The sequence below is a fragment of the Bacillus cereus group sp. N8 genome, from assembly GCF_016483685.1.
GTDB lineage: Bacteria > Bacillota > Bacilli > Bacillales > Bacillaceae_G > Bacillus_A > Bacillus_A proteolyticus.
The window spans coordinates 416,366-442,448 of sequence record NZ_JAEHBK010000001.1 but is presented as its reverse complement, the minus strand read 5'-3'; the positions used below and the strand labels follow the sequence as shown (position 1 = coordinate 442,448).

Below are 26,083 nucleotides of genomic sequence, written 5' to 3'. Positions count from 1 at the left end.
TGTTGCGAAAAATCACATTTTTTCCTTTCTATATATACATACTTGATTTTTCCCATTTTTTTTTGCTTCATATAATGCAATATCCGCTCTTTGCATTAATTCCTCTTTAGTAATTCCTTGCTCATATAACGCAACTCCAAAACTCGCTGTTAATTTCGAAATTCCAGAGAACTGCTTTGTTTCAATGAAAAATCGTAACGATTCCGCAACTTGAAACGCTTCTTTTTCTACCGTATCTGTCACTAATATTATAAATTCTTCTCCTCCCCACCTTGCAAATATATGTTGATGTTCAACTTTAGATTTCATAAGATCTGCAAGTTGTACTAATGCTAAATCGCCAAAATCATGACCATATGTGTCATTTACTGATTTAAAGTTATCTATATCAAACAAAATAAGTGCTATTTTTTTATCATTACGTATTACATTCTCCCACTCTGTCTCCAATATTTGTTGGAATTTCAAACGATTATATATTTCTGTCAATGAATCTATCATAGCCAGTCTTTCTTGCTCTTGATAGATTTCATCTAATTCTGTAATCTCTGTGCATTTTACTATAAATCGCGATAAGTCTTCTGGTAATGGTGTCGCACGTAATAAAAAGGTAGAAGCTTCCCCTTCATAATTGTGCATCTTAATTCTTCTTCCATTTGATAAAGTATCATCCAGCCATGTTACATCGTGAGTCGTCGAATAATATCCAGTCTCTCTTATAAGATGTTCTGCAAACACTAGATGTTGTTCACGATAGGTAAATAAATTATCATATCCGAAAAACTCTAAAAAATTTGTATTACAATCAACAATCTCATCATCTTCTACTATAAATAATAAATCATTTTGAAAATCAAACATCGTTTGAAGTAATTCCTGCTGCAAACTTACTTGTCGCACTAAAGAAAGCTGATATAAACTCTTATTCACTTCCTCCAATACTACTTGTGGGGTTACTGGTGCTATAACAATATTACGTATTCCTAACAGTAGTAAATCTGCAAACTCATTGTTTATCTGTTGATCCCAAATGATAATGAATGTGCTCTGTGAATTATATATATTCTTTATATATTTTATTTGAGCAAAATCTGTTACATACATAATTACAATATGCGGTCTAGTTCTATGAAACAACATTTCTCCTTCTTCAAAACTATTTGCTATAAACATACATTTTGGATGGACGTTTTCTATCGTTTGTTGATGTGTACATCCATCTTCTATATAAAGGACATTCAACTGAAGATCTTGTAATACATTTTGGAAAACAGTATTCTCTAATAAAAAATGTAGTATGTTCATCACTAGTCTTCACTCACTTCATATATCTTGTTCTACTGAATTCCTCGTAATCATTTTATAAAAAAATAGTTCTCAAAAAAATCCGATTAGTGAGGAATGCATATTAACAAGCTAATTGAGAATGTTATCTTCGCTTATCTACTCTAGAAATTCCTTTTTTAGTGTATGATTATAGGAATTGTATCGTTTGTATGAATGCCCCATCTCGTCACTTAAAACTTGACAATTAAAATAAAGTTATTATATCCTTAAATTCAATAACTTACAAAATGTAAGTAGAATATATTACATTTATTTCATATTAAGTTGATATGTAATTTGGAGGATATATAATGACAAACAATGACTTTTTTAACGTTTTATATGAACGCACATCTACACGTGCATTCAACCCTGAAAAAGAAATTTCATCTACAGAATTACATGAAATTTTAAAAGCCGCTGCACAAGCACCTTCTGCTTGGAACTTGCAACACTGGAAATTCCTTGTTTTCCAAGGCGAAAACGTACAAAAACGATTACATCCAATTGCTTATAACCAACAACAAATTCTTGATGCTTCTGCCGTAGTCGCTATTTTAGGTGATTTAGAAGCATATAAAAATGTTGAACCTGTTTACGGTCCAATTGTTGAACAAGGATTTATGAAAGAAGAAGCAAAAGAGCGCTTAGCTAAAAACATTGAATCTGCATATACTCGTGAGCAATACCCACGAGATGCTGCCTTTTCAAATACTGCTTTAGCAGCAATGCAACTTATGCTTGCTGCTAAAGCAACTGGTTGGGATACTTGCGCTATTGGTGGCTTCAACCCACAGGCACTAATGGAAGAATTTAATGTTTCATCTCGTTACGTACCAATTATGCTTATTACAATTGGTGAATCCACTTTAAAAGGTCACCCTGCACCACGCATGAGCGTAGAACAAGTGAGTGAATGGGCGAAATAATAGAAAAACGAAGGTAATTTCATTACCTTCGTTTTTTTATATTCTGTTACACATCCGTAATATTACAATGTATTATTCGACATCTATACATAGAAAAATCGTAATTTTCATGCTATCCCCATAAACAAATATGGCGTTTTGTGTCGAAATTTGTTAAACCACCGAAAGATAACCGTGTGTTTTTGTTACAATTGTGATACAATGATAACAAATAGATAACAAGAGAGGGATTTTCATTGAGTTCATACGGAAGCTTTATCGCACTTTTAAGTTACATAGTAACTGTACTACTGCTATATTTTATTGGCGATGCTGCAAACATATCAGTGTTACAATTCCCAAAAGAAGAAGTGTTCCAATTAGAAGCAGAAAAACATACTGCACGATCCATTGCACCGCTACTCCTAGCTCTTCCTGTATATATCATCGTTTTATATAAAAGCAAAAAAGTGTAAAGGCTACCTAATTTATTTCATTTTGGTGGTCTTTACATTTTTTTGTGATATTTCCCCTATTTTAAACATCATCTCATACTAAATACCCATCTAGTCATTTAAAATGAGAAAATCCCCTAGAAAAATTTTCATTATCTGTCCAGTCACCGACTACCGAACTTACATAGATTATAAGTGTGAAGGGGGTGATGAGGATTATGTTTGGATCATTTGGATGCTGTGATAACTTTAGAGACTGTCATCATCGTGAAAGAGAGTGTGACCATCGCGACCATCGCGAGAAAGAGAGAGAAGAAGTTAAACAACAACGACCTGCTGTATGTAACGTGCTTGCTAGCATTTCAGTTGGAACAGAGCTTTCTCTTTTAAGCATTAGAGGTAACGGAACCTTCAACAATGTAATTTTTGAAGGTTTCGCTAACGGCGTTGCTCTTTTCTCTGCTTTAGCTCGTAATAACGATAACAAAGATAACAATAAAGACGATAAGAACAATCAAAATAAAAATACTTTTACTGGTATTTTACGTGTATGCCCAACTGATATCGTTGCAATCGCTATCTAATTCTGTTCCTTATCCTCTATAGTAAGAAAATAAGATTTACTTTTCTCCTAGAAAAAACCTGAGACCGATTTCAAATCGACTCAGGTTTTTTTACTATTATATGCTTTTAACTAACTCAACAACTTCTTCAGCAGTTGACATTGTTAATGCTTTTTCTGCTAATGTTTCCATTTCTGCTTTTGACAACTTGCTTAGTTGTGTTCTTGCAGGAAGGATAGATGTTGCACTCATACTGAACTCATCTAAGCCTAATCCTAATAATAATGGGATAGCAAGTGAATCTCCCGCCATCTCACCGCACATACCAGCCCATTTGCCTTCTTTATGAGCAGCATCGATAACCATTTTTACAAGACGTAAAATAGATGGGTTATATGGTTGGTATAAGTAAGCTACTTGTTCGTTCATACGGTCCGCAGCCATTGTGTATTGAATTAAGTCATTTGTTCCGATAGAGAAGAAATCAACTTCTTTTGCGAATTGATCTGCTAATACTGCTGAAGCTGGAATTTCAACCATCATACCAACTTCAATAGAATTAGAAACAGTTGTACCCGCTTCTACAAGTTTCGCTTTCTCTTCTAATAAGATCGCTTTCGCTTGACGGAACTCATCAAGAGTTGCAATCATTGGGAACATAATTTTTAAGTTACCGTATACGCTAGCACGAAGTAATGCACGAAGTTGTGTACGGAACACATCTTGCTCATCAAGACATAAGCGAATTGCACGGTATCCTAAGAATGGGTTCATTTCTTTTGGTAAATGTAAGTATGGAAGCTCTTTATCTCCACCGATGTCAAGTGTACGAACAACGACAGGTTGACCTTCTTTTACACCTTCAAGAACTGCTTTATACGCATCGAACTGCTCTTCTTCTGTTGGAAGATTGTCACGGCCCATGTATAAAAATTCTGTACGGTATAAACCAACGCCTTCTCCGCCATTATCGATAATACCTTGTACATCATTTGGTGTTCCGATATTAGCAACAAGCTCAACGTGATGTCCATCGCTTGTTACAGTAGCTTGGTCTTTTAATTTTGCCCATACAGCTTTTTGCTCTTCAAATTTCGCTTTCTTTTCTTCAAACGAACGAAGAGTTTCTTCTGATGGATTTACAATTACTTCTCCATCTAAACCGTCAATGATTACGATATCGCCGTTTTGGATTTTCTCCATAACAACTTTCGTACCAACAACAGCTGGAATTTCCATAGAACGAGCCATAATTGCAGAGTGAGATGTACGTCCGCCGATATCAGTAGTGAAACCTTTTGCATACTTACGGTTTAACTGAGCTGTATCAGATGGTGTTAAATCTTCAGCAATGATGATTACTTCTTCAGAAATTGTACCAGGATTTGAGAAGTTAATGCCTAGTAAATGTGCAAGAACGCGTTTTGTTACGTCGCGAATATCCGCAGCACGTTCTTTCATATATTCGTTATCCATGTTTTCAAACATAGAAATAAACATTGATGCAACTTCATCCATTGCAAATTCAGCATTTACTTTTTCGCTATTTACTTTATCTTTTACTGGATTTACTAATTCTGGATCATTTAATACTAATAAATGTGCTTCAAAGATAGCAGCTTTATCAGCACCTAGCTCAGCAAAAGCGTGGTCCTTAATAGCTTCTAGTTCAGATTTTGCTTTCTCAAGCGCAGCGTCTAAGCGTGCAATTTCAGCAGCTTCGTTCGTAATTGATTTCTTTTCAATGTTAAATTCAGGATTCTCAAGTCTGAAAGCCTTTGCAATAGCAATCCCACTTGATGCAGCGATCCCTTGGATATTAAGAGTCATTATTCTCCTAATCCTTCGTTTTTCATAGTTTCTTCGATAGCTGCTAGTGCTTGAGCTGCATCATCACCATTTGCAGTGATCTTAATTTCCGCGCCTTGTTGAATTCCTAAAGACATAACACCCATGATTGATTTTAAGTTAACGTTTTTTCCGTTATACTCTAAGTTAATGTCAGAACCAAATTTGCTTGCAGTGTTTACAAGTAGAGTTGCTGGACGAGCATGAATTCCTGAATCGCTAGTTACTTTAAAGATTTTTTCCATGATAATTTATCTCCTTTAAATTACGTATTTTTTTAGTTGTATAGACGTGAGTACTACATCATCTATTGTATATAATAGGCGATGTTCGGTCAACCACATCGCCTATTATAATTATAAACATTTTGCGTCAAATTCCTATTGAATGTCAATAATAGCGTTTTCGCCATTTTTAACATTTCCATCTTTTTTCAATTCGACTTGTTGCCCTTGTTGTAAATTCGTAAAGACGATTGGTGTAATAATAGATGGTGCATTTTCTTTTACAAATGCAAGATCTACTTTTAATAATGGTTGTCCTTGCTTCACTTTATCACCTTGTGCTACAAGCGCTTCAAAGCCTTCACCATTTAATTTTACAGTATCAATACCAAAGTGGATTAAAATTTCTTTTCCGCCTTCAGACTGAATACCAATCGCATGTTTTGTAGGGAATACATTTACAATCTCACCATTAACTGGAGAAACTACTGTTCCTTCTGTTGGCTCAATCGCAAATCCATCTCCCATCATTTTCCCTGAGAATACTTGGTCAGGTACTTCTGTAATCGGTAAGATTTTCCCTTCAATTGGTGAAACGATTGTTTCATTTTCATCAACTTGTTGAGGAGTTTCTTCCACTTTTACAGGCTCTTCTTTTTCAACATGAGGTGTACGACCTGACATAATATCATGAATTTGTGATTTTAATGTATCAGATTTCGGTCCGAAAATAGCTTGAATGTTATTTCCAACTTCAAGTACACCAGCTGCTCCAAGCTCTTTTAAGCGGTCTTTATTTACATTCTTTTGTTCGTTAACTTGTACACGTAAACGAGTAATACAAGCATCTAAAGAAGCGATGTTTTCTTTACCACCAAGTGCTACTAATACTTCACGTGGAAGTTCACCTGCTTCTGTTTTTCCTGCGCCGTCATTAGCATTTGCTACTTCACGACCAGGTGTTTTTAAATCCCATTTACGAATTGCAAAGCGGAATCCGAAGTAGTAAATCACTGCTAGTACAAGACCAACAATAATTACCCACCACCATGCTGTACGGCCTGGTAGTACACCGAATAAGATAAAGTCGATTAAACCACCAGAGAATGTCATACCAATTTTAACACCTAAAATTTGCATTGTCATAAATGATAGACCAGCGAATACTGCGTGAATTCCGAATAATACTGGTGCTACGAATAAGAATGAAAATTCAAGTGGTTCTGTAATACCTGTTAAGAAAGATGTTAATGCAGCAGAACCTAAAATACCTGCTGCTAATTTTTTATTTTCTGGACGTGCTTCATGGTACATTGCTAAAGCGGCAGCTGGAAGACCGAACATCATGAACGGATACTTACCAGTTGTAAATGTACCTGCTGTTAATTCTACACCATCTTTTAACTGTGCCATAAAGATTTTTTGGTCACCGCGGATTAATTCACCAGCTGCATTTGTATACTGACCGAATTCGAACCAGAACGGTGAATAGAAAATATGATGTAATCCAAATGGAATTAATGAACGTTCAATTAAACCGAATATAAATGCTGCTAACGTTCTATTTGCATCAATCATTTGATGTGAGAACGTATTTAAGCCACCTTGAATGTATGGCCAAACGAAGCACATGATAATACCTACTACTAAAGAGAATGTTGCAGTTGCAATCGGTACGAAACGCTTACCTGCAAAGAAACCTAAGTATGATGGTAATTCAATGTTGAAGTATTTATTATAGCAATATGCAGCTACTATACCGACGATAATACCACCAAATACTCCTGTTTGTAGCGTTGGAATTCCTAATACGTTTGCATATGCCGGATCTGCAAATCCAATTTTCACTGGGTCTGCTCCAGAACTTGTTACTTTCACTAGCTTATCTACTTCTAAGAACACACTCATCGTTTTGTTCATAATTAAGTAGCCGACGAATGCTGCTAAACCAGCTACTCCGTCTCCACCAGCTAAACCGATCGCTACCCCAACTGCAAATAATAATGCAAGGTTAGCGAAAATAATATCACCCGATTGTTCCATAATTTTTGCAACCATTACGAACCAATCTGCTTTTAAAGCAGGAATAACATTTGTTAACTGTGGATTTTGAAATGCATTACCAAATCCAAGTAAAATACCTGCTGCCGGTAAAATCGCTACTGGAAGCATAAGCGCTTTTCCGACTTTTTGAAGAACACCAAAGATCTTCTTAAACATGGAAACCCTTCCTCTCTTATCTATATTGATACTTTTCGACAAACGCCAAAAAGGCATGAGGAAAAAAAGATAGAACGATAGCTATACAAAGGGTAGTATGTCCCTTTATTTAGCTTACATTCCCAACTTTTCTCCACTCATGCCTGATCGAATCAGTAACACGTGTCAAAAATAGGATTACGTATAAGTTCACTATAATTAAGGCAAACGTTTTCGTTACTTACCTTAATATGTTTGTCGAATTTTGTATAACTTTGCAATAGTTATTATACATAACTATTGTAAGCGATTCAATCATTTTTTTTAACGTTTTCATTTTAGACAAAAATATATGTCTTTTTACACATGTTCTGCTTTCACTAATCGTTGCAGGTGCATCGTTAAATAAATACTCTCCGCTTCATATACAGGAAGTTGCAATTCTTTCTGCATTACTTTGACTAGTTTCCACGCCAAATTATAACAAACTGGATATTCCAACTTTAATAAATCAGCAAAACTCTGTGCTTCTTCTACTTTTTCTCCTTTTTTCACCCGCTCAATAGCATATTGTAAATGGCGAATAAGGCGTAAATAATGAATGCTTTCTTGGTCTAATGTAATTTGTAGGCTTGTCTCAATTAAAGACACAAGTTGTGCAATAAGACGAGAATTTTGATTAACAGAAGATAAATCAGAGTTTGTAAGCGAGCTGTAAATGTGAAGTGCGATAAAGCCAACTTCCCCTTCTGGCAATGTAATTTGCAAACGAGAATTTAAAAGATCTACAACACCTTCAGCGATTTCATATTCCTCTGGATATAGCATTTTCGTTTCAACTAAAAAAGGATTATCTATTGTAAGTCCTTGTTTCAGCCTTTTAATTGCAAAAGAAATATGATCTGTTAAAGCAATGTGAATATGTTCATTTAATGGCGATTTTGCCTTTTCTTGAATGTAGAACATAATATCATTCATCAATTCAATTAGCTTTTCACTCACATGTGGTACTAAAAGTTTGTATTGTTCACGATCACGTTCATTTTTTAAAACAAACATTTTCTCAATTTGTTCTTGCTCCAACACATCTTCAGCCTTTTTCCCAAATCCAATTCCTTTACCAATCACTACTACTTCCTCGTGTTCAGGATGGCTAGCAATGATGACATTATTATTTAAAACTTTTTTAATTTCTAGATAATTACTCATATAACACCACCCTCGTACTTAAATAGCCTACTTTTATGTTACAGAATATTCTTCTTTGTCGTCAATGTAAAACATCTACCATTTAATAAAAATTCATTTTTTAGACATGTTTGTATATGATGCGTATAATGTAAGGGCAACTGTACATAGAAAGGAGATTGCAACATGATTAAAATGTTTGTAAGTGATATTGATGGAACGATGATGCAACACGGAGGTTTTATTGACGAACAAGATGTTATCGCTTTACGCAGCTTAGCTGAACAAAATGTAATTCTTTGTTTCGCTTCTGGAAGACTTGATAATGAAATTGCAGACTTAATGAGAGCGGTTAATACAAATTTCCATCGCATTAGTGTAAATGGTGTTTTTGTATATACACATGAAAATAAGCAGCTATTATCTGCAACTTTCGATTCCAGCATTCTTCCAGATTTGTTAGCTATGACAAATGAAGACCCTTATTTCCGTTATGTAAGTGATGAACATAACTACTACATTGAAGAAAAAACACCGTTTATTCATGAACTTGAACAACAAGTAACGATGACTTCTGTTGAAGAACCTAATCTATTACAGAAAATTGATGATACAATTTTTCCAAATAAAATTTCTGTCGGTGGAACGAAGGAAAGCTTACAACTCCTCCAGAAAAAAATTGATGAAAAATTTCACGGAAAAGTTAGCACCTTCATTTCAGCAGAACAATGTTTAGATGTAATGCCACCTAATATTAGTAAAGGTTCTGCTATTTCTATTTTATTAAAAGAATTTCAAATACAACCAGAGGAAATTGCTTGCATAGGGGATTCTTATAATGATATTCCAATGTTCTCTTTAACTCCTCACAGTTTTGCTATGTCTCAAGCAGATGACGCAGTAAAAGAGCACGCTCACTATGTAGTAAATACGGTTAAAGATGCAGTTAACCACGTAATTGCTCATAATAAAAATACGACTCACTCCTTATAAGGATGAGTCGTATTTTTATTTCTTTACATGTTGAAAACATCAAAGTTCACTGTACTTCACAAACTGAAATATATTACTTGTTACGTGCGATGTTCGTAATAAACTTATAACGGTCACCACGATAAATACATTTCACATACTCTAACGGTAACTCACCTTCTGAATAAGACCATTGACGCATTACAAGTACAGGCGCCTTTTTAGGAATATGCAGATGTTCAGCTTCGTTATCCGTTGCAATTGAAGCCTCAATTGACTGAGTAGCGCGAACTAGCTTAAAGCCCAGTTTTTTCTCTAAATGTTCATATAAAGATTGTTGCAATATTTCTTCGTTAATATCTTTCACAAGAGTTGGCGACAAATATGTCGTCTCAAATGCAATCGGTTCGTCATCAGCTAAGCGAGTACGCCTCACCTCATAAACCGATTCTCCCTCTTGTATTCTTAGCCGGTCTGCTATTTTAGCAGTAGCTGGAACTAGGCGGAAACTTAATAACTGGCTGCTCGGTTTCATACCACGAGAAATCATGTCTTCTGTGAATCCCGTCATCCCTTGCAACTTTTGCTCCACTTTCGGAAGTTGGACGAACGTTCCAATTCCACGCTTCCGGTATAAATACCCTTGTTCCACTAAGTTATTAATTGCCTGTCTGATTGTCATACGACTCACTTCGAACTTATCACAAAGTTCATTCTCAGATGGAATTTTATCTCCCGGCTTCCATTCGCCGTCCTCAATTAGCTGTTTCACCCACTCTTGAATCTGATAATAGATCGGAAATGGTGAATACTTGTCGATGTTCATCAGCAATCGCCTCACTGCATAAAGATAGAGCTTCTGGATCTGCGATTACGGTTACATTCGGATGACGTTGTAAAACTGTAGCAGGACACGCCTCACTATATTCACCTTGCAATAATTCTTTAATAGCTTCTGCCTTTTTAGATCCCATAGCAACAAGTAGAATTTGTTTCGCTTTCATAATGCTTCCAATTCCCATTGTAATCGCATGAGTCGGCACATCTTCTTCATTTTCAAAGAAGCGAAGATTTGCTTGGCGTGTAGATTCTGTTAATTCCACAATGTTAGTTGGAGAATTAAATGGTGTTCCTGGCTCATTAAATCCGATGTGACCGTTTTCACCGATTCCAAGAATCTGTAAGTCAACTGGGTTAGCTGCTAGAATGCCTTCATAACGCTTGCACTCTTCCTCTAAATCACTTGCCATCCCGTTTGGTACATAAGTTTGTTTAAATGGAAGATGATCAAACAACTGTTCTTGCATGAAATAGTGATAGCTGTTTTTATCTTCGTGTGGTAAATTTACGTACTCATCTAAGTTTACAGTGGTTGTATGACTTGTATCAAGTTTATTTTTTCGCATTTCTGCATAAATACCTAATGGAGAGCTTCCTGTAGCCATTCCTAATGTTGGATTTTCTTTTAATTTTACAACTTCTTCAATTAACTTGAAACCTGCTTCTGCTAATTCTTCTGGAGTTTTTACAACAAGAATGTTCATCTAATTACTTCCCTTCCTTCATATGAATTCCTAAACGAACCGTATCATATACATGTAATTCTTCAGTCATAACAACAAAGTCTGCATCTTTACCTGCCGCTAACGCACCTTTATTATTTAATCCAAACTCTTCTGCTTGGTTAACCGATGTCATGAGTACTGCATCCTCGATTGAACATCCTGTAAATTCAATTACATTTCGGAAAGCTTGATCCATTTTTAAAATACTACCAGCTAACGTTCCATCTTCTAATCGGGCACTGCCATCTTTTACATGTACTGGCTGTCCGCCAAGCTCATATAATCCATCTTCAAGACCTTTTGCACGCATTGCATCTGTAATGACACTTACTTTTTTCGGTCCTTTTAATTTATATGCTAATTTCACCATATCAGGGTGAATGTGAATACCATCTGTAATTACTTCAACCATTACATCTGGATTTAATAACACATGACCAACAACTCCTGGTTCACGGTGATGTAATCCACGCATTTGATTGTATAAATGTGTTGCATGTGTAATTTTTCTATTTTTCAGTTGTGCATCAATCGCATCTGTATGCCCCATTGTGCCAACAACACCTGTTTCAGCAAGATACCGTTCAAATTCTAACGCACCTTCTTCTTCCGGTGCATATGTTACTAATTTAATTAGATTACCGCTTGCTTCCTGCCATTGTTTAAATTGCTCGATACTCGCAGGAACAATATGTTCAAGTGGTTGTGCACCCGCACGTTTTTTTGAAACATATGGTCCTTCTAAGTGAATATATTCGAAATGTGCTCCCTTATCTTTCGCTTCCTTCGCAGCACTTAGCGCCGCTTCAATCGCTTCTGGAGCTTGTGTCATTGTTGTTGGGAAGTAAGTTGTAACTCCTTCTTTTAACATTTCTTTACCAAGAGTTACTAATCCATCGCTATTTGCATCCATCGCATCAATATCGTATCCACCATGAATATGAACATCAATCATACCTGGAATCACAATCTTTCCTGCCGCATCTAACACAGTTTCATTTTCTTGTGATACATATTGAGCCATCAAACCAATTTCTTTAATTGTTTCTGCGTAACGAATAAATCCGTTTTCCACTACTTCTTTACCTGTATAAATTTTGGCATTGATGACAACTTGCGTTTTCATTTTCATCGATCCTTTCCCATGAAATACCTACTTGTTATTATTACCTTATTCGCCTAATTCCATCTTAATATACACACGAGTAGTTGTCTATACATTCTAATGAAATTTCCTCTTCATTCAGCAGAAAAAAGGAAATTTATTTCTTTTTCATTATAATATATGTTATTCATTTTTTCCAAAATGGAAAATACCTTCTTATATAATTAATTACTTAAGTAATGGCATAAGACCGCTCGACCCCATAGTAATATGTTCACCGTCTGTTTCTATTTCTACTGTACGCTTGTTTGTTCCGTATATCATTATACCACGCTGTTTTAATCGTCTTACAACACTTTGATGAGGATGTCCATATGGATTTCTACTCCCGTACGAAAGAATAGCGAATTGTGGGTCTACTTTTTTTAAAAATGTTTCACTCGTTGAAGTATACGAGCCATGATGCCCTACTTTTAATATATCTGCATGTACATCAAATTGCTTTAATATTTCTTTTTCTGTCCGTATATCAGCATCACCCATTAATAAAAAGTCCGCTTTACCATAACGAATCTTTAATACAATTGAAGATTCGTTATTCTCGTCTTTCGATTTCCCATTGTTCAATACTTGTATAGAAACATGTGGATCTAGCGGTATGTATTGTCCTTCCTTCACTGAAATGAAAGGAATGCCCCTTTTTTTAATATTATTTCGATACGTATGATAAGTAAATGAACTATATGTTTTCCCGCTATCTAATACGAGGGAAACTGGCATTTGCTCTACAATTGGAATAAGTCCTCCTATATGGTCCATATCAGGATGAGTACTTACAATCACATCTAAATGATTAATTCTTTTTTCAATTAGTTTTTGAATAATGACCTCTCCCGCTTCATAAGGACCCCCATCTATTAACATCGTTTGACCATTTGGCAATGTAATGAGTGTCGCATCACCTTGTCCAACTTTTAAAAAACTCACTTTCATTTTACCAAAATGTTGCCGCTGCATATGTATAGAAGACGCAGTATGAATAGACATCATATATCTTTTAGCCGATGCGCTGTTTAACGTAAAACATAATAAAACAGAAACCAACAATAGAATATTCCGTACACCTCTCATAACTCGTCTCCTTTTTTCATTTAGTATGGCACGCTCTGTAATTGATATACAAAAAAAGCTTAGCAAAATGCTAAGCTTTTATTTTGATAATTCCTGTAAAGAACCGAAGAATAAATCTGCTTCATTCATTTGTTCATTTTCTTCCGAAAGAGGTGGTAAATCATCTAGCGTTTTCAATCCAAATGTATCTAAAAACTCTTTCGTCGTTCCGTATAAGATAGGACGCCCCGGCCCTTCTGCTCTTCCCATTTCTTTTATAAGTAAGTGTGAAACTAACGTTTGTAATGCCTTGTCTGTTTTCACTCCTCGAATCTCTTCCATTTCTGTCCTTGTAATCGGTTGACGGTACGCAACGATTGCCAACGTTTCAAGAGCTGCTTGAGACAGTGAAGCCGTTGTTGGGGTATCTATTAATTTTTGATAGTATGCCGCATGTTCTTTCTTTGTTGCAAAACGATACACTTTTGCATATTGTACAATTTGCAAACCGCGATTCGATCCTTCACATTCTTTTTGCATTTCCTCTATACTATTTATTACTTCTTCCACTTCAACTTCCAGAACTTTAGCTATCTGTTCCGGATAAATCCCTTCGTCACCTGCAACAAATAAAAGCCCTTCAATAATCGCTTTTTGTTCTTTTCTATCCATTTTACGAACTCCTTCCTCCTATTTTTCTATAAAAATACACATAAAAAAACCGAATCACAGTAAATGCGTTCGGTTCAATATTTCTTCTCTCGTTCCAAACGATACATTAAAACCTAACATGAGATAAAATATTTCTACCCCATCTTCATATGCTGGCTCTATACGGATTTACTAGAGCTTGATACGAAAATTTCATCAAAATTATGTTCTTGCTCAATTATGATTTGTTGATTTTTCATCAGCTCAAGAACCGCTAAAAATGTTACAACCATTATTTCACGTTCTTCATCAGCAAACAAATCATAAAAGCTTTGACGACCGCCTTTTACTTCTAACTGTTGTAGAATATCAGTCATTCGCTGTTCAATTGGTATTTCTTGGCGAGTAATTCGCGTTGTTACGGGTTTCTTTGCTTTTTTACGACGCATTAGCTTTTGAAATGCCGCTAACATATCATATAACGTAACATCAAGAGGTAAACTTGTCTCCTCTTCTTGTTGAAATGATGTAAAATCAATTGGCGGACGTGTATATAGCTGTGCTCTTTCTTGTTCTCTTTCTTTTAACTCAGTAGCAACTTGCTTATATTTCTTATATTCAATTAACCTCTCCATCAATTCTTGACGAGGGTCATCTATAAAGTCTTCACCGTTATCAGGTACATCTTCTTCTTGTTTCGGTAACAACATTTTACTTTTAATTTGTAATAACGTTGCAGCCATTACTAAATACTCACTGGCAACATCTAATTGTAGTTCTTTCATCGTATGGACATAAGATAGATATTGCTCTGTAATTTCCGCTACAGGAATATTATATATATCAATTTCGTAACGATGTATTAAGTGTAACAATAGATCTAAAGGCCCTTCAAAAGCCTCTACTTTAAAATTATACTGCACAAAGCATCCCACCACATTTTTTCTATAACAACATAAGTATAGAGCATACTCATGTTCTATCCAACCTTTTTAAGAAATTTAATTAAAAATAGACCTATGCCCATGTCATAATGCCCACCGCTTCATATGATAACAATGTAGTAAGAACAATGTAGGAGGTCAAAAAACTATGGGTCACGTTGATTGCGGTTTTAGCGGTGGATTCGCATTACTTGTTGTACTGTTCATTTTACTAATCATTGTAGGAGCAGCTTGCTTCTGCTAATATGAAGCAATAAAGCGACTAGGGATATTTCCCTAGTCGCTTATTGTTAATATTTCTATGATACACTGTACATATAACCGTTAGACAGGAGCGAAAAAAATGTATCCTACCGAGTACATACAATTTTTAATTCATTTTCACGGAGACTATGATTATTTTGAATGTCATGAAATACTAGAAGAGTATTGGAAATTAAAGCCTAGAGGAGAACGTGACAATTACTTAGTCGGTCTCATTCAAATTGCTGTTTCCTTATACCATCATAGACGATTCAATTGGAATGGTGCAGAGAAGATGATAAAAAGCGCAATAACAATTTTAGAAAAGAACAGCGCGCAATTACATCAATTAGGAATAGATCATAAACAACTTACAGTCTTATTAAATGAAAGATTACAATCTATCCACAAAAAGGAAAATTTCGCCCCGTTATTTTTACCATTATTAGACGTATCGTTAGAAAAACAATGCATACAGTTATGTACGAAACAAAACCTCTCTTGGAAAGATGCGAACGTTATTCCTGGTGAATACATCATAAATAAGCACACATTGCGTGATCGAACAGAAGTTATTTCTGAACGACACGAACAACTACAAAAAAGAAAGCAGAGATAATAAACTACTTATCCCTGCTTTTATGAATGTATATTTTGTTCAAACTCTTTACACTTTTTGCAAAAACTTGCTGTTTGCTCATTTCCGCAAATTGTAAACTCAAGGAATTTACTCTTAAGCTCTTGAACCATCTTCGTCCCAATACCCATATGACGGTGAGACGGATTCACGCTCAAATGCTGAATTTCCAATACCTGATCTTCTTTTTTTATAATCCCCATTATCCCAACAAAATCTTCATTTTGTTTCCACAAATACAATTGCCAATCCTCTTTCGCCTCATACTCTTTCATTGTCAATTGTAATGTTTTCACATCTTTTTCAGTTGGCATAAATGAAAGAAGCCCCATTGCAATTTTTTCATAACTTTTTTTAAAACGAATTAACATAACCCTTATCCCTTCTTACAAAAGTTACAAACTATTTATCCCCTCAGTCACTCTTTTCATATCACATTCATTCTACAATATTTTTAACAGAGTGAGAAGAGGCTGAAACAACTTGATAATCATACAAAGCGTTAAGAAGAAAGTCAAATATATGTTTCCACGCTATTTTTTTCTATTATACCGCTCAGAAAAGAGACAATACTGTATAGAAACTAAAAGGAGAATCCCCCTGCTCATTACATTTTAATTATTAATCACTTTTGAACGAAATAGTTCTATTAAAAACAATATGTTAAGAGAAATCCATTTATTGAAGCATATAATTGGTACTCCATTCTATGTATTTTGTTAAAATTATGTTCTCATGAACAATATATTTTATAGTAGCCGTCCTATTTACATCATATATTTCGAGATATATACCAATTATTGTTCATACGAAATAAAAAAAGAGAGCACAATCGCTCTCTTTTTCTTGTAACTTATTCTTCCCAAACTTTAACTTCTTTCATTACATCGCCTTGACGCATGTTTAATACTGTTTCAATACCGCTTGTTGCTTTACCGAATACAGTATGTACGCCATCTAAATGCGGCTGTGGCTCATGAACAACAAAGAATTGGCTACCACCTGTGTTACGGCCAGCATGTGCCATAGAAAGTGAGCCAACAAGATGTCTATGAGGATTTCCATCAGTTTCACATGGGATAGAGTAACCTGGGCCACCTGCTCCTGTGCCTGTTGGGTCTCCACCTTGGCTTACGAAGCCAGGAATAACGCGGTGGAATGTCACACCATCATAAAATCCTTGCTCTGCTAATTTTTTAAAGTTTTCTACTGTTTTTGGTGCCTCTTCTGGGAAAAATTCTAATTCGATTTTTTCACCATTTTCCATTAATATGTATCCTAAAGTTTTCATACGTATATGTCTCCTTTCAATTATCTCAGCACTATATTACCACATTCATGACTAGAAACAAAAAGAATCCGACAATCTACATACTTCTTTTTTGAAATGTGGAAAAAGCTAGGTGACAAATAAGAAATATATACTATAATAACTGTGTTGCCCGAAAATTTTAGAAAGAGAAAGGGAGCGATTTTTCGTGAAAACGAAATTACTAGCTCTGCTATTAGCTGTAGCCGTATTTATGATACCAACAGCTTCATTTGCAGACATCATTGAGGGAGAATCAATTGTCACACTAGGAGAGAACTTATCTGAACAACAAAAACAAGATCTGTTAAAAGAAATGAAAGCGCCAAAAGATGCTACAATCATTACTGTGTCTAATGCAGAAGAACATAAATTTCTAGAAGGAATTGTACCAAAAGCGCAAATTGGTACGAGAGCAATTTCCTCTTCTATGATTACATACACAAAACCAGGATCTGGTCTCATTGTACGTTCAAAAAACATTAATTCGATAACAGATGCAATGTACACAAACGCACTTATTACAGCGGGTGTGAAAGATGCAGAGATTCAAATTACTGCACCATTTAAAGTTTCAGGAACTGCTGCTTTAACAGGTTTAATGAAGGCCTATGAAACAACCTCGAACAAAACAATTCCTGAGGAAGTAAAAAAAGTAGCCAATGAAGAAATGGTACAAACAGCCCAGCTTGGTGATAAAATCGGTGAAGAAAAAGCAGTTCAACTTGTTGCAAAAATTAAAGAAGAAATTGCAAAAGAACAGCCAAAAACAACTGAAGATTTACGTTCATTAATTAAAAAAATCGCTGATCAACTCGGCATTACATTGACAGATGAACAGTTAGATAACTTAGTAGCGTTATTTGATAAAATGAAAAATCTTAATATCGATTGGAATCAAGTTGGCAGTCAATTAGATAAAGCAAAAGAACACGTTTCAGCCTTTTTAGGATCTGAAGAAGGGCAAAGTTTCCTAGATAAAGTTAAAGATTTCTTCTCTAGTATCATTGATTTCGTTAAATCTTTATTCAAGTAAAAAAGAAGCTCGTCACTGACGAGCTTCTTTTTTATACAAGTAACGGTAATTTCATAACAGCTTCTTCAACAGAACGAACAACATGATTTGCTTTCTCCTTCACATACGGATGAGCATGATGAAGGGTGAAGGAATGCGGGGTTACTTCAAACATAGAAATATCATTAAAAGAATCTCCAATACACGCAACTTCATTTGCTTCAATTTGCAAATGTTCCATTAATCGCTTCAGAGCACTTCCTTTACTTACACCTCTTGGCATAATATCAACATAGCGCTTACCCGATATAAAAACTTCCGCTTCGCTATGAAATGTATCTCGCAACTCTTGATCTAATGCTACAATTTTTTCTTCTTCACCAAAAACAAATAATTTTGCTGGATGTACAGTTTTCCCAAATTCCTCTTCTAACGCTTCAATTTCAGCAATATGCACTCCCATATACTCTTCAAAAGTATGATGATTTTCATTCTTTCTTTTTGTATATCGCTGCTCATTTGCACAAACAATATCTGCTAGTCCCTTGTTATGTATATATCGATATATTTCCTGGGCAACTCTATCTTCAAAATTTGATTCATGAAATATTTTTCCGTTTGGTAGTATCATTGTCGCCCCATTTAAACCAGTTGTATAATACGGGAATGAAAACCTTTTTACGACTTCATCAATTCGGTGAGTAAAGCGGCCAGAGGCAAAACAAATATTTGTCCCTTTTTCAGCCAGCCAACAAAGTGCACGTTCATCTTCTTTTTGCATATCATTCACATTGTAAACGAGCGTGTCATCTAAATCACTTACAAATAATTTAATCATGTCCTCTTCCCCTCTCATACACAATATCTACTCTAAGTGTACACAAAAAATGTTGGGTTTTTGTTAAAAAATAATAAATTTTTGATAAAGTGAAACTTTAATCAGCGGGGGTTTTGTTCATCCCCCGCTGATTATTAGCAATCACCAATCGGACTTTTACGGGCCGTTGTCTCCCACCTAACATCCTCGCATCCGCCAAATTTTGAGGTGGGAGCCTTACTGCCCACAAATAACGGGATAAAAAAATAAACGGGAGCATAATCCCGTTTATTTTTGTCTTCTTACATTTTGAGGTCGTACAATACTAGGACGTACTTTTAAACTAGACATAGTTGGACGGAGTAAAATTTTCGTTAACGCGCCCCAATCAAACGGTAAAAATGGCCATAAATACGGTGTTTGTAAGCTTTTTATAGATGTTAAGAATAGAATCAGTATCGTCATTCCGATTACAAACCCCATCTCATGAAATATGCCTGTTAAAACAATTACAAACAATTTCCCTATCTTATTCCCAAGCCCTAGTTCATAACTCGGCGTAGCATATGCACCGATCATAGAAACTGCTACGTATAAAATAACTTCTGGCACAAACAAACCTACATCAATTGCAATTTGACCAATTAATATAGCTGAAATTAATCCTGCTGCCGACGACAATGATGTCGGCGTATGAATGGCAGCCATTCTTAAAAATTCAAGTCCGATTTCCGCCATCAAAATTTGTAATAAAATCGGTAAATGCGTCATCTTATTTGGTCCAATAAAAGCAAGATTTTCTGGTAAAAGAGTTGGATCAAATACAAAAACTAACCAAAACGGCAACAAGAACAGCGAAAATATAACACCTAAAAAACGTACCCAACGTAAAAATGTACCTACAGCTGGATTTTGTCTAAACTCTTCTGCATGCTGTAAATGGTGGAAATATGTTGTTGGAGTGATCATGGCACTTGGTGATGTATCAACAAGTACTAACACATGTCCTTCTAACAGATGATTTGCTGCTACATCTGGTCTTTCTGTGTATCGAATAAGCGGGAATGGATTATAACCTTGTTTGACTACAAATTCTTCTACCGTTTTATCCGCCATCGTAATCCCATCTACTTCAATGCTATTTAATTCTTGTTTTATAATCTTCACTAAATCCGGATTTGCAACATCTTGTACATATGTAATACAAATATCCGTTTGCGATCTATCCCCTACTCGAATCATTTCATTTCGAAGACGTGGGTCGCGTATCCTTCTGCGAATTAACGCTGTATTTACAACGATATTTTCAACAAATCCATCTCTTGCACCACGTACTACTTTTTCTGTATCTGGTTCTGTCGGTGTCCGACCCGGATAACTACGAACATCTATTGCGAACGCTTCCGTTTCACCTTCTACAAATATAACAATAAGTCCTGATAATACTTGGAGCATTACATCATCCATCGTTTTTACTTTACTTACTTGTTGGTGAATTAAACGATTTTCTAAAAGCTTTACTGTATCTTCTTCTACATCCCTTATTTCATTTGTATCCACTGCTTCTTCTAAAATAGGGATAATATAATTCGTATCACAAAGTCCATTTACAAATAACACACCAATTTCTTTATTTAAAATTTGAAATTTACGAATACCAACATCGTATGTGACACCCAATCCAACTGTTTGCTTTAAGTAATTTTCATTATCACTTAAAAAAGATGAAATCGGGATACTCATTTTTTTAGGTTTCGTCATAAAATCCACTCCTTTCCAAAATTAATTGAATCGCTTTTCTAGTAATAGGTGACCCTCTCTCCCATTCATCATTTCCACACATCTTACCAATATCACCGACACCAACAATGACAGGAACATTCAAGTCATCCAAACAATAAATTGTATCTCCGCTAATTCTGCCAATTTCACCATCTGGGAGTCCAAATTTATCAACGCCGTATTCTGTCAAATTCCCATTTCTATCTACACTTACATCTACACGCGCCCATTCCCAATGATGTGTATTCGACGCTACTGCTAAAATACCCAGTACATCAACTTGTTTATGTGTTGCAACATACTTTAACGCCTTTTCACCAGACCCTTCTCCTATAAATCCGCTGTCATCAAACATGACAAATACAGGGTCATATGGCGTCTGCATAATAAGCTCAACAACTTTCTTCCCTGTCAATTTGGTCGGATTACTTTGCGATGCTGAAATACACCTTCCCCCAAATTCCTTTGTTAAAAGCTCAATTGTCCGCTTTGCATATTCATCTCCATCTGTGACCAAAACAACCCTTCGTCTCATTTGATTTATCCTTTCGGTTTACATATAAGTGCAACAAAAAACGAAAACAATATCGCCGCTGAAATCCCCGCAGACGTTAAGCTAAACATACCGATTCCAATCCCTAAATATCCATGTTTTTCTGCCGCATGCATTGCCCCGTGCAATAGTGAATGCCCAAAACTTGTAATAGGGACCGTTGCCCCAGCACCTGCAAATTTTATAAGCCTATCATACAATCCGAATCCGTCTAAAATAGCTCCGGCGACTACAAAAGTTGCCATTAAATGTGCCGGTGTTAACTTTGCAAAATCTAGCAACACTTGTCCAATGACACAAATAGCTCCTCCTACAAGAAATGCATATATAAAATCCACAATTCACTCTCCTTTAACTCTTTCAAACACAACACCATGCGCAATCGTTGGAATCGTTTCCTTCTGCTGCATCATCATCGGGCTTAATAAAGCTCCAGTTGCCACGACAAAAATTCGTTGTAAGTTCCCTTTTTGCATTTCACGCAATAAATGACCGTATGTTACAATAGCTGAACAAGCACAACCACTACCACCTGCAAACACTTCTTCTTGATTTGAATTGTAAATCATTAATCCACAATCGTTGTAAATATGCCCAAGATCATACCCTTCCTCAAGTAAAAGTTGTTTCGCAATTGGTGTCCCCACAGCTGATAAATCACCCGTAACAATAAGGTCATAATCAGCGGCACTTCTTCTTAAATCTTCAAAATGCTGTTGAATTGTATGAGCAGCAGCTGGCGCCATTGCCGATCCCATATCTAAAGGATTAGCAATTCCTAAATCTTGTACTGTTCCGATTGTTGCTGCTGTTATTTTAATTGCGCTTTCTTCATTGCTAATTAATATGGATCCTGCTCCGCTAACAGTCGAGTTTGCTGTCCCAGGCTTTTGTCCTCCGTACTCTGTTGGATTACGAAATTGTCTTTCAGCCGTCGCATTATGACTACTTACTGTCGCTAAGACACGATTCGCAAATCCACCATCTATAAATGCTGATCCAACCGCCAAAGTTTCCATTGACGTCGCACAAGCACTGAACATCCCTAAAAAAGGAATACCACAATCTCGAGCAACATAATTTGCCGTCACTGTTTGGTTTAATAAATCACCTGCTAAAAAGAAATCAATTTGTGATGGTTTTATATTTCCTTTTTGCAATGCTTGTTGAATTGAGTCTGACATTAACCTTCGTTCAGCAAGTTCCCAGTTTTCCTCTCCACAATGTAAGTCTGAATATGAAATATCAAAATCCTTTCCAAGAGGGCCTTCAGCTTCTTTTGGACCGACAGCGGTACCAGTTGCATTCACGAAGATATCATTTTGAAATACCCACGTTTGTTTTCCTGTCAATCTCATACCTATCCCTCCTTTAAGACATTAAAATTTGAAATGTATATCTTATTAATCCGATAATGTAAGCACCGACGACTCCAAACACAATGACGCTTCCTGCAAGCTTAAACATGTTTGTAGCGATGCCTAGAACAATCCCTTCACTCCTATGTTCTAGCGCAGCACTTGCCATAGAATTCGCAAATCCAGTAACTGGTACTGCTGATCCCGCTCCAGAAAACTGCCCGATTTTATCATAAACACCACATCCTGTTAAAATCGCTGATAGTAAAACGAGAGTTGCAACTGTAGGGTTTCCTGCCTCTTGCTCACTAAAGTGAAAGTAATGTATATAAAATTTCATCAATACTTCTCCGACGGTACAAATGAATCCCCCAACAAGAAATGCCTTCACACAATTTATTAAATAGTTTGGTTTTGGATGGTACTCTTTCACTTTATTTATGTAATCATCTTTCAGTTTTCGCCCTGCCATATATATATTGCCTCCTACTTTACGAAATAAATCCAGTGAAACAATGAGCCTATTACTTTTCCAAGTACAAGAGCAACGAGTAAAACAACAATTTTCCCCTCTACCCCGACTCGTTTCGCTAAAATAGGTAAAACGTTTAACACTTCCGTTAACGCCGCAGCTAGCATTCCAATGAATGTGCCACAAAATAACCCTAATATTACGAGCCAATATTGCGACGTTTGAAATGTAATATTCTTTAAACTACACCAAGCCCCAGTTAAAGTACCCGCAATGACAGCCCACTCAAAATATTGAATATGCTTTCCACTTCTCGTTAATTGAGCTAAACGAGGGATTATACCAAGTACAGCTAAAAACGCAACATATCCGCTGCCTACAGCAATCCCTCCAGCTAAACCAATTAAAATCACGAATCCAGACTCAATCATCGGTAAGCTGTTTCATATTATCCTTGTTTTCATGAACAATTACATATTGATCAAGCGACTGTTGATATTGAAACATCTCAACTTCCAAAGGGCTCGGCTCTTCATTAATTCGCTTTTGAAATACATGATTAAAAAATAAAACCATACCTACTCCAAGACCTAATGAATAAGGAATTTGAAATAAAAGTGGTTGCGCCTTAAATTCTCCTGTAATCATGTAATATAACCGTTGGTGTACTTGTTGCATACTTACATCTTCATGAAAATAAATAATTGCAAGTGCTGCTCCAATGAAAAGTAACAACCATACAAGTCCGAAGAAAACCGGATGCACTTTCTTTTTTTCATATATAATTTCAACAAGAGTTTGTCCAGAACCAAGTAAATTAATTTGTAAGTGAGCCGCTTTTTGTTGAACAATCTCAATCACTTTCATAACATCAATTACAACATGTGTTTTATCATGCGCTGTTATTTTGTAAATTATCTCATTTTGTAACGACTCAACTACCAAAGAATCTCCAGCAAGTTGAGCAACATCGCTCAGTTTTACTTCATACGTAGGAGACACTTTTAATCGATTGCGCATTTTAATATAAATCGTTTGTTCCAATTTTCATTCACCCCTTCACTCTTCCTCGTAGTTGTAGTATGGTTATTGGAATTTTTTCTAATACAATTTTTTCATAAAAAAACATCTGTACCGTTTTGGTACAGATGTTTTTCTGCTAAGCCTTTTTCTTAAATAAATTTGCAATGCTTAATGCGAGCCCTCCCCAAATGACTACCATACCTATAACCATCATCATAATCGCTGATCCGCTCATCATGAAACACCTCGATCCTTCCATTCTTTTTCAAGCTGGACAGAGTCTGAATGTATTTGTGCATTCCATTTCTTCAGACTAATGACTAGTGCAACTATAAGAAATGCTGCTGCAATTGACCAACCATACGTTACAACAAACTCCGTTGGATAATCTCCGTAGTTCTTTTTAATATTTTGGATTGTGCCATCAATTAACATATACCCTAACATAAGTGGAGTAATAACGAGTAAACTCACTCTCCAAAACGTCCCTAACTTAATATCCGATACAAAGTTTGCATGATTTTGATAAACTGGTAAACGGCGCAAGATAAGACCTATTGCAACTACTTCAGCTAGTGCAATTGTAATCAGCCCAAAATTGTTAGCGAAATAATCAACAACGTCTAAGAACATAAGTCCACCACGCGTTGCAAAAACAAGAGAAACTAACACGAGAAGTGTTCCCATAATTCCAATCGTCTTTGGACGACTCAAGCTGAATTTTTCAGATACAGCAGCAAAGCATACTTCCGCAAGTGAAATGAGTGATGTAATTCCAGCAACGGTTAAAGATAAGAAAAATAATACTCCAAATAACGATGACATCGGTAGTTCATTAATAATTTGCGGGAATACTACGAACGCAAGTCCCACACCAGCACTAGCTACTTTATCAACCGGTACCCCCATGTTATTCGCCATAAATCCAAGCGCTGCAAAGACCCCAATACCTGCTAATAATTCAAATCCTGAATTTGCAAATCCAGTAATAAAAGCATTATTTGTTGTATCTGAGTTTTTCGGTAAATAACTAGAGTACGTAATCATAATTCCGAATGCTAAAGATAAACTAAAGAAAATTTGACCGTAAGCAGCAAGCCATACCTTTCCATCAAAAATACGGCTCCAATCTGGTTTAAAGAATGCATCTAATCCTTGCATCGCACCTTCCATCGTGACTGCACGAACAACGATAATAAGAAACATAACAACTAGTAAAGGAATGAAAATACGGTTAACAACTTCGATTCCTTTTTTAACTCCTTTAAATGCAACACCAAGCACAATAATCCAAACGAGAGCTAACGGAATTAATACTTCCGGCACAAGCCCCCCAAACTGTCCTGGCTTATCTGCAACCTGTAAATATTCTTTAAATAAAAATGATTCCGTGTCTTTCCCCCATGCACCAGTAATTGCAAAATATGTATAGGAAATAGACCAAGCAATAATTACTGCATAATATGTTGAAACGATAAATGTTACACACATTTGCCACCATCCAATAAATTCAGCACGTGGATGAATACGGAAGAATGTAAGTGGTGCCGAACCACGATGACGATGCCCAAGAGCAAACTCGAATGCTAATAATGAAATACCAGTTGTTAATAATGCGAATAAGTACGGTAAAAAGAATGCGCCTCCTCCGTTTTCATACGCTGTATAAGGAAAACGCCATATGTTTCCTAATCCAACGGCAGAGCCGACCGCTGCGAAAATAAATCCAGCCCTCGTTCCCCATTGTTGCCTCGTTTCCATGTTTCCTTCCCCCTTTGTGACAAGTTCATACTTGGATTATATTTTAAATTGACTA

The 26,083-nt window shown here is 35.9% G+C and carries 30 protein-coding genes; 7 read left to right on the top strand and 23 right to left on the bottom strand.

Annotation, left to right across the window (positions count from 1 at the left end; genetic code table 11):
• Window positions 1-12: 12 nt before the first annotated feature.
• Entirely contained in the window at window positions 13-1,305 is a 1,293-nt protein-coding gene (locus JDS80_RS02405; RefSeq protein WP_199636985.1) for a GGDEF domain-containing protein, read from the bottom strand.
• Window positions 1,306-1,637: 332 nt separating this feature from the next.
• On the opposite strand from JDS80_RS02405, the gene JDS80_RS02400 reads away from it, so the two are divergent.
• The 3 genes from JDS80_RS02400 (at window position 1,638) to JDS80_RS02390 (ending at window position 3,273) form a co-directional block, all read left to right on the top strand.
• Entirely contained in the window at window positions 1,638-2,255 is a 618-nt protein-coding gene (locus tag JDS80_RS02400; protein ID WP_199636983.1) for a nitroreductase family protein, read from the top strand.
• A 236-nt stretch (window positions 2,256-2,491) separates the two neighbouring features.
• The gene (locus tag JDS80_RS02395) at window positions 2,492-2,710 is read left to right on the top strand and encodes a hypothetical protein (RefSeq protein ID WP_071746940.1); all 219 of its coding nucleotides are present in this window, start codon (window positions 2,492-2,494) and stop codon (window positions 2,708-2,710) included.
• Window positions 2,711-2,907: 197 nt separating this feature from the next.
• A complete protein-coding gene (locus tag JDS80_RS02390; RefSeq protein WP_199636981.1) occupies window positions 2,908-3,273 on the top strand; it encodes a DUF3915 domain-containing protein in 366 nt (121 codons plus the stop codon).
• Window positions 3,274-3,369: 96 nt separating this feature from the next.
• Here the strand turns inward: JDS80_RS02390 and ptsP are convergent, their stop codons facing one another.
• From ptsP to glcT, 4 genes are all read right to left on the bottom strand, one after another.
• Window positions 3,370-5,082, bottom strand: a complete 1,713-nt coding sequence (gene ptsP, locus JDS80_RS02385; protein WP_071771570.1) for a phosphoenolpyruvate--protein phosphotransferase — start codon at window positions 5,080-5,082, stop codon at window positions 3,370-3,372.
• A complete protein-coding gene (ptsH, locus tag JDS80_RS02380; protein ID WP_000411079.1) occupies window positions 5,082-5,345 on the bottom strand; it encodes a phosphocarrier protein HPr in 264 nt (87 codons plus the stop codon). Before ptsH ends, ptsP begins: the two co-directional genes overlap by 1 nt.
• 135 nt (window positions 5,346-5,480) lie before the next feature.
• Window positions 5,481-7,544: a PTS glucose transporter subunit IIABC gene (gene ptsG / locus JDS80_RS02375; protein WP_199636979.1), complete on the bottom strand. Its 2,064-nt coding sequence runs from the start codon at window positions 7,542-7,544 to the stop codon at window positions 5,481-5,483.
• A 339-nt stretch (window positions 7,545-7,883) separates the two neighbouring features.
• Window positions 7,884-8,732, bottom strand: coding sequence for a glucose PTS transporter transcription antiterminator GlcT (glcT, locus tag JDS80_RS02370; RefSeq protein WP_071746944.1), 849 nt, complete (start codon window positions 8,730-8,732; stop codon window positions 7,884-7,886).
• A gap of 165 nt (window positions 8,733-8,897) precedes the next feature.
• Between glcT and JDS80_RS02365 the strand changes: the two genes are divergently transcribed.
• Window positions 8,898-9,704 (top strand): Cof-type HAD-IIB family hydrolase, encoded by an 807-nt coding sequence (locus JDS80_RS02365; protein ID WP_071771571.1) that lies wholly within the window; start codon window positions 8,898-8,900, stop codon window positions 9,702-9,704.
• Window positions 9,705-9,777: 73 nt separating this feature from the next.
• On the opposite strand, the gene phnF is transcribed toward JDS80_RS02365, so the two are convergent.
• The 6 genes from phnF to scpA form a co-directional block, all read right to left on the bottom strand.
• Window positions 9,778-10,509 (bottom strand): phosphonate metabolism transcriptional regulator PhnF, encoded by a 732-nt coding sequence (gene phnF, locus JDS80_RS02360; RefSeq protein ID WP_071746946.1) that lies wholly within the window; start codon window positions 10,507-10,509, stop codon window positions 9,778-9,780.
• Window positions 10,439-11,227 (bottom strand): glucosamine-6-phosphate deaminase, encoded by a 789-nt coding sequence (gene nagB, locus JDS80_RS02355; RefSeq protein ID WP_071746947.1) that lies wholly within the window; start codon window positions 11,225-11,227, stop codon window positions 10,439-10,441. Before nagB ends, phnF begins: the two co-directional genes overlap by 71 nt.
• Window positions 11,228-11,231: 4 nt before the next feature.
• Entirely contained in the window at window positions 11,232-12,374 is a 1,143-nt protein-coding gene (nagA, locus tag JDS80_RS02350) for an N-acetylglucosamine-6-phosphate deacetylase (protein ID WP_071747014.1), read from the bottom strand.
• Window positions 12,375-12,581: 207 nt separating this feature from the next.
• Entirely contained in the window at window positions 12,582-13,484 is a 903-nt protein-coding gene (locus tag JDS80_RS02345) for a ComEC/Rec2 family competence protein (protein WP_199636971.1), read from the bottom strand.
• Between the two features lie 78 nt (window positions 13,485-13,562).
• On the bottom strand, window positions 13,563-14,135 hold the full coding sequence (gene scpB, locus JDS80_RS02340; protein ID WP_000375161.1) for an SMC-Scp complex subunit ScpB: 573 nt from the start codon (window positions 14,133-14,135) through the stop codon (window positions 13,563-13,565).
• Window positions 14,136-14,293: 158 nt separating this feature from the next.
• A complete protein-coding gene (scpA, locus tag JDS80_RS02335) occupies window positions 14,294-15,037 on the bottom strand; it encodes a segregation/condensation protein A (RefSeq protein ID WP_001199766.1) in 744 nt (247 codons plus the stop codon).
• Between the two features lie 169 nt (window positions 15,038-15,206).
• Here scpA and JDS80_RS02330 point away from each other — a divergent pair, with 169 nt between their 5' ends.
• Both JDS80_RS02330 and JDS80_RS02325 read left to right on the top strand, forming a co-directional pair.
• Entirely contained in the window at window positions 15,207-15,302 is a 96-nt protein-coding gene (locus JDS80_RS02330) for a YjcZ family sporulation protein (RefSeq protein ID WP_000510194.1), read from the top strand.
• Between the two features lie 99 nt (window positions 15,303-15,401).
• Entirely contained in the window at window positions 15,402-15,920 is a 519-nt protein-coding gene (locus JDS80_RS02325) for a DUF309 domain-containing protein (RefSeq protein ID WP_199636969.1), read from the top strand.
• A 20-nt stretch (window positions 15,921-15,940) separates the two neighbouring features.
• On the opposite strand, the gene ribT is transcribed toward JDS80_RS02325, so the two are convergent.
• Together ribT and JDS80_RS02315 are read right to left on the bottom strand one after the other, a co-directional pair.
• The gene (gene ribT, locus JDS80_RS02320; protein ID WP_071746952.1) at window positions 15,941-16,309 is read right to left on the bottom strand and encodes a GNAT family N-acetyltransferase RibT; all 369 of its coding nucleotides are present in this window, start codon (window positions 16,307-16,309) and stop codon (window positions 15,941-15,943) included.
• Between the two features lie 482 nt (window positions 16,310-16,791).
• Window positions 16,792-17,229, bottom strand: coding sequence for a peptidylprolyl isomerase (locus JDS80_RS02315; RefSeq protein ID WP_000853789.1), 438 nt, complete (start codon window positions 17,227-17,229; stop codon window positions 16,792-16,794).
• 187 nt (window positions 17,230-17,416) lie between these two features.
• Here JDS80_RS02315 and JDS80_RS02310 point away from each other — a divergent pair, with 187 nt between their 5' ends.
• Window positions 17,417-18,283, top strand: a complete 867-nt coding sequence (locus tag JDS80_RS02310; RefSeq protein WP_071771574.1) for a DUF1002 domain-containing protein — start codon at window positions 17,417-17,419, stop codon at window positions 18,281-18,283.
• Window positions 18,284-18,314: 31 nt separating this feature from the next.
• Here JDS80_RS02310 and JDS80_RS02305 read toward each other — a convergent pair whose 3' ends face one another.
• The 10 genes from JDS80_RS02305 to JDS80_RS02260 all read right to left on the bottom strand — a co-directional run bounded on the left by JDS80_RS02305 (window position 18,315) and on the right by JDS80_RS02260 (window position 26,028).
• Window positions 18,315-19,118 carry an HAD family hydrolase gene (locus JDS80_RS02305; RefSeq protein ID WP_071771575.1) on the bottom strand — a complete coding sequence of 268 codons (804 nt, stop codon included), beginning with the start codon at window positions 19,116-19,118 and terminating at the stop codon, window positions 18,315-18,317.
• Between the two features lie 249 nt (window positions 19,119-19,367).
• The gene (gene spoVAF, locus JDS80_RS02300; protein ID WP_199636967.1) at window positions 19,368-20,840 is read right to left on the bottom strand and encodes a spore germination protein SpoVAF; all 1,473 of its coding nucleotides are present in this window, start codon (window positions 20,838-20,840) and stop codon (window positions 19,368-19,370) included.
• On the bottom strand, window positions 20,827-21,396 hold the full coding sequence (gene spoVAEA, locus JDS80_RS02295) for a stage V sporulation protein SpoVABEA (RefSeq protein WP_071746956.1): 570 nt from the start codon (window positions 21,394-21,396) through the stop codon (window positions 20,827-20,829). Before spoVAEA ends, spoVAF begins: the two co-directional genes overlap by 14 nt.
• Before the next feature lie 5 nt (window positions 21,397-21,401).
• A complete protein-coding gene (spoVAE, locus tag JDS80_RS02290) occupies window positions 21,402-21,752 on the bottom strand; it encodes a stage V sporulation protein AE (RefSeq protein ID WP_071746957.1) in 351 nt (116 codons plus the stop codon).
• 3 nt (window positions 21,753-21,755) lie between these two features.
• Complete coding sequence (spoVAD, locus tag JDS80_RS02285) at window positions 21,756-22,772, bottom strand: stage V sporulation protein AD (protein ID WP_199636958.1); 1,017 nt, start codon at window positions 22,770-22,772, stop codon at window positions 21,756-21,758.
• 13 nt (window positions 22,773-22,785) lie between these two features.
• Complete coding sequence (spoVAC, locus tag JDS80_RS02280) at window positions 22,786-23,244, bottom strand: stage V sporulation protein AC (RefSeq protein WP_000918878.1); 459 nt, start codon at window positions 23,242-23,244, stop codon at window positions 22,786-22,788.
• Between the two features lie 14 nt (window positions 23,245-23,258).
• Entirely contained in the window at window positions 23,259-23,675 is a 417-nt protein-coding gene (spoVAB, locus tag JDS80_RS02275) for a stage V sporulation protein SpoVAB (RefSeq protein ID WP_071746960.1), read from the bottom strand.
• A complete protein-coding gene (locus tag JDS80_RS02270; protein WP_000438373.1) occupies window positions 23,668-24,288 on the bottom strand; it encodes a stage V sporulation protein AA in 621 nt (206 codons plus the stop codon). The genes spoVAB and JDS80_RS02270 overlap by 8 nt, the downstream gene beginning before the upstream one ends.
• Before the next feature lie 115 nt (window positions 24,289-24,403).
• The gene (locus JDS80_RS02265) at window positions 24,404-24,502 is read right to left on the bottom strand and encodes a methionine/alanine import family NSS transporter small subunit (RefSeq protein ID WP_000016829.1); all 99 of its coding nucleotides are present in this window, start codon (window positions 24,500-24,502) and stop codon (window positions 24,404-24,406) included.
• Window positions 24,502-26,028: a sodium-dependent transporter gene (locus JDS80_RS02260; protein WP_071746961.1), complete on the bottom strand. Its 1,527-nt coding sequence runs from the start codon at window positions 26,026-26,028 to the stop codon at window positions 24,502-24,504. The genes JDS80_RS02265 and JDS80_RS02260 overlap by 1 nt, the downstream gene beginning before the upstream one ends.
• Between the last annotated feature and the right edge of the window lie 55 nt (window positions 26,029-26,083).